Consider the following 12,210-nt stretch of genomic DNA (forward strand, 5'->3'; position numbering starts at 1 on the left):
TCAATCCTCCTTCTCAATTGAAACCGTTAGCTCACCGTTTTCCGCTTTTTGCAGCAAAGACAGCGGCAAAGAAATTTTCTCCATCTCACCGGGGGCTAAGTGCTCCCGCGGATACGAAGCGATGCGGGTCTCACCGCTCTTAATCATAATTTTGGCACTGCGTAATACCTGATTCACACGGAAAAATACATCTACCGCTTTTTCAACTCCCTGCGGGCGAATTTTCTGCGGTACGGTATACCCTACTCCAAACCCATTGGTAATACGCAGAAGCCCCTCTTCACTTGGACTGCCGTTTTTACTGCACAACGCTGCTGCCTTACCAGCGCGCTGGCTTTCGGCTGTTACAAAATCCACTAAGTCGTGCACATGGGCAACATTGCCGCATGCAAACACACCGGAGGCGCTAGTCTCCATATTCTCATACACAACTGGGCCGTTAGTGCGTGGGTCAATTTCAAGTCCCGCCTGCCGTGACAGCTCATTTTCTGGAATAAGGCCAACGGATAGCAAAACGGTATCGCAGTCTAACACCTCTTCCGTTCCAGGAATCGGCATCCGATTTTCGTCTACCTTTTGTACTACCACCTGCTCCACACGCTTATCGCCCCGAATATCTGTAATGGTGTGCGATAAATGGAGCGGAATATCGTAATCGTTGAGGCACTGCACAATATTGCGCATGAGTCCGCCAGAGTAAGGCATTACCTCATAAACTCCAAGTACCTTTGCGCCCTCCAGAGTAAGGCGGCGCGCCATGATTAGGCCGATGTCTCCCGACCCTAGTATAATCACACGGTTACCAACACGGTCGCCCTCTAGGTTCATATACAATTGAGCTGCTCCTGCTGTGAATACACCGGCTGGGCGGCTTCCGGGTATGCCAATGGCACCACGTGTTCTTTCTCGGCACCCCATTGCCATTACAATGGCATTTGCTTTGAGCTCCATATACCCACGCTGCGGGTTAATGGCATAAATGGTGCGTTTTTCACTTAAATCAAGCTCAAGTACCATCGTTCCAGTGAGTACTTCAATATCGGTTTTCTTTATTTCATTTATAAAGCGTTCCGCATATTCCGGCCCAGTTAGCTCCTGCTTAAAATAATGCAGACCAAAGCCGTTATGAATGCACTGGTTTAAAATACCGCCAAGGTCGCTCTGGCGCTCCAAAAGCAGAACACTTTCAGCTCCGTTCTGTCTTGCAGAGAGGGCAGCCGCCAAACCGGCTGGCCCACCGCCAACCACAATTACATCGTATATCTGCTTCACTGTTCCGCCGCCTCCTTCTGCTCTTTGGTTCGGCCAAGGATAATATTCATGCCTGCACGATCCAGAGGCACCTCGCTCTCCGGAATACCCAGCTCACGGGCAATAATCGCTTGTACTCTTGGCCCGCAGAAGCCGCCTTGGCAGCGCCCCATACCAGGGGTACAGCGGCGCTTGATGCCGTCTACCGAGCGTGGAGCGAGCGGGCGGTGCATTGCATCTACAATCTCGCCCTCTGTAACAGTTTCACAGCGGCACACGATGGTACCGTATAATGGGTTACGCATAATCGCCTCACCACGCTCCTTGGCACTCAGCGATTTAAAGCGTAGTACACGGCGCTTGGCTACAAAATTAGGGTTCGGTTCAAGCTCTAACCCTGCACCGTGCAGCATTTGCACCATTTCTCGCGCAATCGCAGGGGAAGAAGTAAGACCGGGGGATTTAATACCGGCAATGTGGAAAAAGCCCTTGCAAGCTTTCGATTCCTCCACAATAAAATCATCCTGCGTAGAAATTGCACGTACACCCGCAAAATTGCGGATGGAATCGCGGAAATTGATGTTCGGCACACTGCGAACCGCCGCCTGCCTTACCGCATGAAGCCCGCTGGCGGTGGTGTCTGCATCGTCTGCATCCACATCCTCTGCATTGGGGCCAACAATCAAATTGCCATGCACCGTAGGCGAAACGAGAACGCCCTTACCTACCTTAGTAGGACATTGGAAGATTATATGCTTTACAAGCTTGCCCTGTGTGGTATCCAGTACAAAATATTCACCGCGGTTTGGGGTAATGGTAAAGCTTTTATCTCCTACCATTTTCGCAATTTGGTCTGTATACACCCCGGCAGCATTCACAACAAACCGAGCCTGCACCTCACCCTGTGCGGTTTGTAGGGTAAAGCAATCAGCATTCTTTTTTATGCCGGTTACTTCCGCATCCAGCATCACTTTTGCGCCGCCATCCACAGCGGCCTCCGCCTGTGCAATTGCCAGCTCCCACGGATTTATAATTGCTCCACTGGGTGCCCAAAGTGCAAACAAAGCATCGTCACTCAGGGCGGGCTCCATTTGGTGCAATTCTTCTTTTTCAACGATTCGCAGTCCTGGAACACCGTTCTCTATTCCTCTGTGGTACAGTTTTTCTACTGTTTTACGGTCTTCTTCCGAAAACCCAAGTACCAGCGAACCGATTTTATCATATAGAATATCCAGATCTTTGCAAAGCTGCTCAATAATCCGGTTTCCCTCCACATTACAGCGGGCCATTACAGTACCCGGCTCCGGGTCGTACCCTGCGTGAACAATCGCGCTGTTTGCTTTGGTAGTGCCGACGCTAACGTCGTTCTCCTTCTCCAAAAGCACCGCGTTCACCTTGTAGCGGCTTAGCTCATACAGCATCGAACAGCCGCACGCCCCACCACCGATGATTGCTACATCAAACATCTGTAAACCTCCTAAAAAGTAACGATTCGGGCAAAAAGAGCCAAGCAAAGCAGACCCAATTTTTACATGAGTCTAGTTTGCCCGGCTCTTTCTCTCAATTCTCGGCAAATTTCAGTTTATGCCATTGTAAGGGGATTGTCAAGGGATTCTTTGTGTGTTTAAAAGATTGCTGCTGCAAGCCAAGCGCCCAACAAACCGCCGCAAATGGGGCCTACTACTGGAATCCAGGAGTAGCTCCAGTCGGAGTCTCTCTTGTCTTTAATGGGAAGAATTGCATGTGCAAGACGAGGGCCAAGGTCACGAGCAGGGTTCATTGCATAACCTGTGGTGCCGCCGAGGCTGGCGCCGCAAGCAAAGATGATTGCACCTACACCGAAGGTTCCCATTGCGGCAACGCCGTTTACGGGAGTTTGTGCGATACCCAGAATTGCAAATACCAGAACAAAGGTTGCAATTACTTCGCTAATAAAATTGTTGGTGTAATTGCGGATGGCAGGGCCGGTGCAGAAAACGCCCAGCTTCGTGCTGCCGTCATCGGTAGCATCAAAGTGGTCTTTGTACATAACCCAAACCAAAATAGCTCCCACAAAGCCGCCTACCATTTCAGCAACAATGTAGCCGGGAACAACCGACCAAGAAAGCTTGCCGATGGCTGCAAGGCCAAGCACCAAGGCGGGGTTGAACACCGCGCCACTGGCGGTAAAAATAAGTGCGGGAATTAAAACTGCGCAAGCCCAGCCTAAGGTTATTACAACCCAACCCGAGTTTTGGCCTTTTGTTTTATTTAGGATGACGTTTGCGACTACCGCATCGCCTAACAGAACCAACAGAGCAGTGCCTAAAAATTCATACAGATAGTTTTGCATAAACAAATCCTCCTCTATTTGCTTTTAAAACCGTGTTTTAAAGCCCGCAGTACTTTTTATTTGGCCGCCCAGCCAAAGGAACGCTTCACGGCATCTTTCCAGCCGCCAACCAGTTCTTCACGCTTGGCTTCTTCCATATTGGGAGTAAACGTTCTGTCAAGCGCCACATTTTGTCGAATATCTTCTTTGTCTTTGTAATAACCAACTGCAAGACCAGCAAGATACACCGCGCCCAGAGCCGTGCTTTCAATTACCTTCGGCCGCAATACGTCAATACCCAGAATGTCGGACTGGAATTGCATCAAGAAGTTGTTGGCAGATGCGCCGCCGTCCACGTGCAGCTCTTTGAGCACTACGCCCGCATCAGCTTCCATCGCCTTCATAACGTCGTAGCTCTGGTATGCAAGGCTTTCTACCGTTGCACGAATAAAATGCTCTTTCTCAACACCGCGGGTCAGACCAACAATAATACCTCTGGCATACTGGTCCCAATAGGGAGCGCCTAGGCCAACAAACGCAGGTACCACATAAACACCGGCACTATCCGGTACTTTCTTGGCGTAGGTTTCGGTAAAGGCGGCATTATCAATCATCCGCAGGCCGTCACGCAGCCACTGAATTGCCGCTCCGGCTACGAACACGCTGCCTTCCAGTGCGTATTCCACCTTGCCGTCGAGTCCCCACGCAATGGTGGTAAGCAGGCCATTCTTGGAATCAACCGCTTTTTCGCCGGTGTTCATCAAAATAAAGCAGCCTGTTCCGTAGGTATTCTTCACAAGTCCAGACTCAAAGCAGCACTGACCAAACAGAGCAGCCTGCTGGTCACCAGCAATACCGGCAATCGGAATTTCTCCGCCCAAATACTCGGAATCTACATTGCCATATACGTAGCTAGACGGTTTTACCTCTGGCAGCATGCTCTTGGGAATTCCCAGCTCTTTGAGGATTTCGTCATCCCACTCCAACGTATGTATATTAAATAGCATGGTACGCGAGGCGTTGGTGTAGTCGGTAACATGGCGCTTACCCTTTGTCAGCTTCCAGATTAACCAGCTGTCTACCGTACCAAACAGCAGGTCACCTTTTTCGGCCTTTTCACGAGCACCCTCTACGTTCTCCAAAATCCAGCGAACTTTCGTACCGGAGAAGTAAGCATCAATAATGAGTCCGGTCTTTTCTTTCACGGATTTTTCTAAGCCCTTTGCCTTAAGCTCATCACAGTATTCCGCAGTACGGCGGCACTGCCACACAATGGCATTGTAAACAGGTTGACCAGTGTGGCGATCCCAAACAATGGTTGTTTCGCGTTGGTTTGTAATACCAATCGCTGCGATGTCTGAAACATCCACATTGCACCGAGCTTTTGCTTCAGTTAAAACCGCAAGCTGGCTCGACCAAATCTCCATGGGGTCATGCTCCACCCAGCCTGGGTGGGGGAAAATCTGCGTAAATTCTTTCTGTGCCACATTGATGATGTTCCCCTGCTTATCAAAAATAATGCAGCGTGAGCTCGTGGTTCCCTGATCCAAAGCGATTAAGTATTTACCCATTTACAAACTCCTCCTTAAATTAACTCAACAAATCGAGTATCACTTATTTTTTCATACCGTGCCACCCAACAGGGGCTGTCACCCAAACATGAGACATCCCAGATACAGCGTTTTTTTGAACCCTCGGCTTTCTTTAAGAATACCGATATGCACCGTGAACCGGCTGGCCGCTACTTATGTAATAAGGTTTGCAGCGTCACTTTGCCTCCCATCTTTGCCGTTTAGTGCACCTGGCAAACAAACTCCGTTCTCTGGCTTTGAAAATCCGCTATAATTGATACCGCTACCTCCTATTTCCATATAATTTATAGTTTCAACCGTTTGCAGTGCAAACGTAGGGTCTCTGTTTTATCGTTACTTGTTAAAAAAAGCAACAAAAACCAAAGGGACTCTCCCTTCTTTTTTGCTGCTCTCATATCTCGCATTCTATTCAATTGTATGTTGGAAAAGCCTACATATTCCAAAGTGCTTTACAACTTGTTGACACGCCCATCGCTCCTACCGCAAGGCTGTCTACCGCGTTTTTCTTAGTTCGAATTAAACCGCCCGCAATGACCGGCACGGTGGAACACTGGCTGATTTGATGAATGATTTCAGGAATGATACCCGGTAATATTTCAATTGCATCTGCATCGCCATTACGTACCGTTTTGCGAACTGTCTCGTACGATTTCGAGTCGAGAAGAAAAAAGCGCTGTATTACGAATACCCCTTCTTCTCTAGCGTGCTTAGCCACAACCGCTTTTGTTGTGATGACTCCGTCTGGGCCAAAATGTGTTTTTAAGAATTGGATTCCACTGCGGTCATTTGCTACACCTTCCAATAGGTCAATATGTATATACATCTTCTTGCCTTTTTGGTGCACCTTATGGATAAGCTCTTTTAACTCACAGATATTACCCGACAAAAGAAAAATTACTTCACAGGGGGACTCTAACGCCTCCTCTAAATCGGAGGACTCAAAAATTGCCGCAATTAACGGGTTGCGTTCCAGTGCTTCCGTAAATTCTGAATTCATTTTTCTACCTCTTGTTTTCTTCTCTATTCCTTCGAACTACACCGCCATAACATATATATGCAGCAAATATGAAAAACTGAATAAAAAAGCGCACAAAAAACGGCCAGGCCGTTTTCTGCACGTCACAATTCTCAACGCAGACATTTGGTACCTATACACAATGAACTTTTTAGTCTTTTAAGCATTATACCCTGTTTTTTGAATAAGTTCAAGGCGCAAAACATACAAAATACACATAGTCCATCTGTGGCAATTACCATAAATTAGCATATTTTGCTTCTTCATGGTGTCTGATAATTAATTCACATTATATGTTTATTTATTCACAAATGAAAACTTGTGTAGCACTGATAATTCCGCTCTTTTTATTCCTTTCTAGCTTAGAAGAAAAACACCTAAGCTTGTTCTGCATCACTTGGCACAATACTAAACTCTTCCTGTTCTATTTGCGAAGGCTCTTCCTCATTATCCTCAAGAACTTCTAATTCTTCTTGCATTATTTTTTGTTCTTGAACCTCTTTTTTGCCATACGTATGGATATAATCAATCAAAAAGGAAGATACCGTTACCGTAATCAGCGAATAACCAATGCGACCCAGCGGAATATAAGAAAGGGAAAGCAGTAGAACACTTAAATCCGTAGCCAAATATGCCCTAGAAATGCGGCAGCGCAGCAGCTTTGAAATGGTAAGAGCCAAAGCATCGTCTCCTCCGCTGGAGCCTCCCTGCCTTAAAATCAGCCCGCACGCAACACCCACAAACAAACCACCTAATAGAGCCGCTAATAGCGGGTAGGGTGTAAGATTCGGTAATAGCGGTGGTAAACTCTCCCACAAACGAAAAAATGCTGCAAGGCTAATGGTTGAAACGGCAGATACCTTAATAAACTCCCACCCCAGCAACCGAAAGGCCAGTGTGTAGCAAAGCAAATCGAGCATGGGAGACAAAAAGGATGGAGAGAGACCCGTCCAGTGGTTTAGCAGGAGCACTAATCCAAGCACGCCGCCCTCGGTAATATCTACCCTTTGGTGAATGTTTGTAATGCCAAACGAACCGATTGCTGTGCCGAGCATAATAAATAACATGCGCTTTCCTGTAAACAACTCTTTGTTACGAAGATAGCTCTCATTTAGTTTATCCGTAACCGACATCCCATTCTGCCTTTCTTAAAATATTGAAATCACATTTACCTTTTCTATATAAAACCACTCCATAAGTATACCCCATTCCTTGCCACGTTGCCATAGAAGCAATTATTTTTTACAAGCAATCTACTTCTATAAAAGAATGTTGTTAAAAAAATTTGAAATATCTCCATTTTTCAATTGACGCATACAATAGCGTTACGGTTATAATAAGAGAAAAAAAGAAACTGGGTGCCTTTTGGTACTTAAATAAAAATGGAATTCCGAAGAGAGGAACATAACATGGAGTTAAACGATTATAAAATGGGGATGGGCACCTGGAAGCTGGCAGAAAACCACAGCCCGCGCTCGGAGGAATATAAAGCACTCTCCTTTGGATTAGAAAACGGCCTTACACTCATCGACACTGCCGAAATGTACGGGAATGGAAGTTCGGAGAAGCTGGTGGGCGAAGTGATTCGCTCTGTTCCGCGTGATTCCATCTATTTGGTTTCGAAGGTTTACCCGCACAATGCGTCAAAACAAAAGATGAAAGAAGCTTGCCATGCGTCTTTACGGCGACTTGGAACCAATATGCTAGATTTATACCTTCTGCACTGGCGTGGAGATATTCCTTTGGAAGAAACGGTCATTGCCTTTGAAGAGCTAAAGCGGGAGGGGTGCATTCGCGACTGGGGCGTATCAAACTTTGATGTAGCCGATTTGGAAGAGCTTTGGAGCATACCAGGCGGGAACGCTTGCGCCGCAAACCAAGTGCTTTATCACATTGCCTCCCGCGGCGTGGAGTATGACTTACTCCCGTGGCACCAAGAACACCGCATCCCGCTGATGGCGTATTCCCCTTTGGCGCACGGAGAGCATTACCGCAAAGCGGTTGCCACTAGTACAGCCCTACGGGAAGTTGCGGAGAGGCACGAAGCCTCTATCTATCAAATTATGCTCGCGTTTTTGGCACAGCAGGAATACGTTATCTCACTGCCCAAAGCTGCCAGCCTTCTACATGTAAAAGAAAATATAAAAAGCCTGAACATTCACTTAACCGAAGAAGATAGAAAAGCGATAAATCGCGATTTTGCACCGCCTACTGAAAAAACCGAACTCGATATGCTGTAAACGAAGCGAAGGAGCCGTGTCCACAATGAGCAGAAGAAAACAGCTAAAAATGAAGCCGGTTGGCGTAAAGCATCTGGAGCAATATAATCAGCTTTTACGGTATGTGTTTCAGGTAACGGACCGGGAGCTGCACCAAACCGGTTGGGAAGACGATGAAATTATGAAGACTAAATTTCCCGTTCTTCAGCAAGCCGATGTACTCGGTTGGTTTGATGGCGATAAGCTCATTTCGCAGGTGGCAGTATACCCTTGCCAAGTGCGTATTTTTGACCGCACCTACCACATGGGCGGCCTTACTGGCGTTGGTACCTACCCGGAATACTCCAACCAAGGCCTCATGCACAAGCTGCTGTTCAAAACGTTGGAGAACATGCGCAACAAAAAACAGTCCATATCCTATTTATATCCGTATTCCATCCCCTATTACCGAAGAAAGGGCTGGGAGATTATCTCTGACCGCATCACCTATGAGATCAACGATTACCAGCTTCCCAAAAACAAGCAGGTTCCCGGTGAGGTAGAACGAGTGGACACCGAAAGCAAAGAGCTGCGGCGGGCGTACCACCGCTACGCCATGCAAACGCATGGCTCCATGCTGCGCGACGACCTAGCGTGGGACGAATATTGGCGTTGGGATTTGGATGACCTGATGGCAGCGATTTATTATAACGAAAAGGGCGAACCGGACGGCTACGTGCTCTATTGGATTTCCGACGAGATTTTTCGTATTAAAGACATGATTTTTATGAACGAAGAAGCGCGCAGCGGCATGTGGAACTTTATTAGTGCTCATTTTTCAATGATTTCGAAGGTCGTGGGCGATATTTATACGGACGAACCGCTGGCTTTTCTTTTGGAGGATGGAGATATTAAAGAAACCATCTCCCCTTACTTTATGGCACGTATTGTAGATATTGAGCAGTTTATCTCTCAATACCCATTTAAACCAGATACCGGGGAGCGGGAATGGACATTTACGCTTGATGACCCAATGCTCTCATGGAACCAAGGCGTTTTTACGCTCAAAATCACACCAGATGGCAAAGGCAGTATTACTCGCAGCACAGAGCACGGAACCGACAAAACCGATATACAAACGATGACAACTATGCTGCTGGGCTATAAAAGACCGGACTATCTGCATAAAATTGGGCGCATCCATTGCAGCCCAACCACGGTAGATATGCTGGAGGACGCCATAGAGCAGCAAACTCCCTACTTTTCGGATTATTTTTAAAAATTGCGAACTGTTATTGTTTTCAAAAAATTCATAATTTATATACAACTTCGCTTCTTTTTTTCTGTATTATTATTACAAAGAGAAATGAATCATTGAAGTAGACAAGCTTCTCCGCCTATCTTAATTATTTATTATTCATTTTTGGAATACTCCTGTTTTAGATAAGCCCAAATACGCTAACTCTGTTACAGGAAGAGGCAATGATCGTTCTCTACCGCCAGAACGCCTTGGCTGTGGCCCGACAGACCAAGACAAAGGAAGTAAGTTATAATAAAACAAGCAGCGTGAGACCGGTTTTACCGACTCGCGCTGCTTTTCTTTATAATTTCTTTGAAAAAAATGTCACTTTCGGTTTGATTTTGGAATCAAGGAATCCAGCGGCCACCATGGTAGCATATCCACTCCTTTGCCCCGTAGCGGAGAAGCTTTTGCATTGATTTTTCTGCCTGCGCTAAATCAAGCGCAAACTGCGGGTTTGCAATAACCGGCACTCCGTTTTCCAATGCTACGGCATCACCGGTAATCATGGTTTCAAACTGCTTGAGGTACAAAGAGGTATGCCCCGGTGTATGGCCGGGCGTTGCGATTACTGTGCAGCCACCGCACCAATCCAGTTCTTCATAGTCGCTTACTTCAACATCTACAGGAACTGTCTGTACCCTTTCTAAAAGTGCACAGAAGGCTCTGCCAAACTCCTGCTGCTCCGGCGGCAGCTTTTTTTGCATGGCCTCAGCCTGTATCAGCCGTAACGATTTTTCTGCACCGGAAATGTACGGTGCCTCACCCCCACTTGTTACGATTTGAATCTTCGGGTACTTTCTTTTTAAATCTGCCAGAGCGCCCATATGGTCGTGGTCTTGATGAGTAATATATACATGGGTTAAATTCGCTGCCGAAAGCCCGTTTTCTATTAATGCCTGCTCTATTTGAGAAAGAAATCCAACATATCCGCAGTCTATCAGCACTAAGTGCAATTCATCCTGCAATACAACAGGATGAATCGTCTCCTGTACTCCTCCAAATTGAGCATGAATAGTCAGCATAGTAATTTGGTTCATTACCTCTATCCTTTCTATCTTCTCGTTGTTCTACTTCTATATCTTACACTTCTTTATAGAATGATAATATTTCTTGTTACCCCTTGAATGGTGTAATATAAAGAGTGTAATGCAAAAGTAGGAAAAACACAATGTCTGAAAAAACACTTTATTGAATGGATTATCATCTATTTACTGCTTTAATCTTTTCTTTTCTCCCGAAAAATGTTATAAAGAAATAGAATGTGTTTTCAGAAGCTTAAAAAGACTTTTCCAAAAAGCAAGCAACACACAACCAGAACGGAGGAATTCAATTTGCCGGAGAAACCGAATCGCTACATTTATTTACTTTCTGCAGGGCACCTCTTTACCGATATGAACCAAGGGGCACTGCCTGTTATACTCCCATTTTTAATAGCAGCGTACCATTTTAACTATGCGGAAGTTGCCAGCCTTGTTTTGGCATCCACCGTAGTTTCTTCCATTATTCAGCCGGTTTTCGGAAGTATGGCAGATAAAACACCAAGACCATGGATGATGGCAGTAGGGGTTCTGCTAGCTGGCGGTGGAATGGCGGCGGTTGGCTTTCTCTCGGACTTTCGGATGCTCTTTCTCTCGATCATGCTGAGCGGCGTTGGTGTTGCGGCATTCCACCCGGAAGGTGCGCGGATGGCCAATAAGGTTTCGGGTGAGAAAAAGGGCGCCGGCGTGAGCATCTTTTCCTTTGGCGGTAACGCAGGCTTTGCCGTTGGGCCTATACTGGCTGCGGCATCCATTGCTATGTTCGGTCTAAAGGGAACCGCGGTTTTGGCAATCCCCTGCATTCTCATGGCAGTTACATTCTTTGTACAAATCGGGAAAATGAACTCTTTTTCCGCTTCCACAGCTACCGCGGTACATAAAACCGAAAGCCCTCCGGAACCAGATCAGTGGAAGCCTTTCTCCCTGCTCAGCATTTTACTGTTTGGTCGCTCCATTGTTTTTTGCGGGCTAAGCACCTTTTTGCCACTCTTTTTCATACAGATACTGCATCAATCGGATACAGTAGGCAGTACACTACTCAGCTTTTACTTTGTAATTGGTGCCGCCAGCACCTTAATTGGAGGCCGGCTGGGCGACCGATACGGTTTTATTAAAATTACCCGCATCGGCTTTGTGCTTTTAGTGCCGGTAATGGCTGCCTTGGCGTTTACGCGCAGTCTGGCACCTACCGTACTGCTACTGATTCCTCTCGGATTTGCCTTGTATTCCCCCAGCAGTCTTACGGTGGTACTAGGGCAGAAGTACCTGCCGAGCCGCATGGGTCTTGCTTCGGGAATCACGCTGGGTCTCTCCGTGAGTATTGGCGGAATGGTCGCCCCCTTACTCGGGCGTTTGGCAGATGCCCATGGCTTGCTGGCCGCTATGTATGCGCTGGCTATTATATCGGCAATACCGGCGATTATGTCCTTTACACTAAAGGACGAAGAAAAACAAATGCCTGAATTACCAATAGAAGACGCTTAAAAGGAGCCGGAATCGCAG

At 46.8% G+C, this 12,210-nt stretch carries 10 protein-coding genes; 3 read left to right on the plus strand and 7 right to left on the minus strand.

The window, feature by feature from the left end:
- The 6 genes from CAN90_RS02875 to CAN90_RS02900 form a co-directional block, all read right to left on the minus strand.
- Positions 1 to 1,272 carry an NAD(P)/FAD-dependent oxidoreductase gene (locus tag CAN90_RS02875; protein WP_085832322.1) on the minus strand — a complete coding sequence of 424 codons (1,272 nt, stop codon included), beginning with the start codon at positions 1,270 to 1,272 and terminating at the stop codon, positions 1 to 3.
- Complete coding sequence (locus tag CAN90_RS02880; RefSeq protein ID WP_085832324.1) at positions 1,269 to 2,717, minus strand: NAD(P)/FAD-dependent oxidoreductase; 1,449 nt, start codon at positions 2,715 to 2,717, stop codon at positions 1,269 to 1,271. Before CAN90_RS02880 ends, CAN90_RS02875 begins: the two co-directional genes overlap by 4 nt.
- A gap of 158 nt (positions 2,718 to 2,875) precedes the next feature.
- Positions 2,876 to 3,583 carry an MIP/aquaporin family protein gene (locus CAN90_RS02885; RefSeq protein ID WP_085832325.1) on the minus strand — a complete coding sequence of 236 codons (708 nt, stop codon included), beginning with the start codon at positions 3,581 to 3,583 and terminating at the stop codon, positions 2,876 to 2,878.
- Positions 3,584 to 3,639: 56 nt separating this feature from the next.
- On the minus strand, positions 3,640 to 5,133 hold the full coding sequence (gene glpK / locus CAN90_RS02890) for a glycerol kinase GlpK (protein WP_085832327.1): 1,494 nt from the start codon (positions 5,131 to 5,133) through the stop codon (positions 3,640 to 3,642).
- 451 nt (positions 5,134 to 5,584) lie between these two features.
- A complete protein-coding gene (locus CAN90_RS02895; protein WP_085832329.1) occupies positions 5,585 to 6,151 on the minus strand; it encodes a glycerol-3-phosphate responsive antiterminator in 567 nt (188 codons plus the stop codon).
- A 395-nt stretch (positions 6,152 to 6,546) separates the two neighbouring features.
- Complete coding sequence (locus CAN90_RS02900) at positions 6,547 to 7,302, minus strand: YitT family protein (protein WP_085832330.1); 756 nt, start codon at positions 7,300 to 7,302, stop codon at positions 6,547 to 6,549.
- A gap of 276 nt (positions 7,303 to 7,578) precedes the next feature.
- Between CAN90_RS02900 and CAN90_RS02905 the strand changes: the two genes are divergently transcribed.
- Both CAN90_RS02905 and CAN90_RS02910 read left to right on the plus strand, forming a co-directional pair.
- The gene (locus tag CAN90_RS02905; protein WP_085832331.1) at positions 7,579 to 8,409 is read left to right on the plus strand and encodes an aldo/keto reductase; all 831 of its coding nucleotides are present in this window, start codon (positions 7,579 to 7,581) and stop codon (positions 8,407 to 8,409) included.
- Between the two features lie 25 nt (positions 8,410 to 8,434).
- Positions 8,435 to 9,646: a GNAT family N-acetyltransferase gene (locus CAN90_RS02910; RefSeq protein ID WP_085832332.1), complete on the plus strand. Its 1,212-nt coding sequence runs from the start codon at positions 8,435 to 8,437 to the stop codon at positions 9,644 to 9,646.
- Positions 9,647 to 10,014: 368 nt separating this feature from the next.
- Here the strand turns inward: CAN90_RS02910 and CAN90_RS02915 are convergent, their stop codons facing one another.
- Complete coding sequence (locus CAN90_RS02915) at positions 10,015 to 10,707, minus strand: MBL fold metallo-hydrolase (RefSeq protein ID WP_085832333.1); 693 nt, start codon at positions 10,705 to 10,707, stop codon at positions 10,015 to 10,017.
- A 294-nt stretch (positions 10,708 to 11,001) separates the two neighbouring features.
- On the opposite strand from CAN90_RS02915, the gene CAN90_RS02920 reads away from it, so the two are divergent.
- Positions 11,002 to 12,192, plus strand: coding sequence for an MFS transporter (locus CAN90_RS02920; protein WP_085832334.1), 1,191 nt, complete (start codon positions 11,002 to 11,004; stop codon positions 12,190 to 12,192).
- Positions 12,193 to 12,210: the final 18 nt, after the last annotated feature.

It is taken from the genome of Clostridium merdae (genome assembly GCF_900176635.1).
In the GTDB taxonomy this organism is placed as follows: Bacteria; Bacillota; Clostridia; order Oscillospirales; family Acutalibacteraceae; genus Faecalispora; species Faecalispora merdae.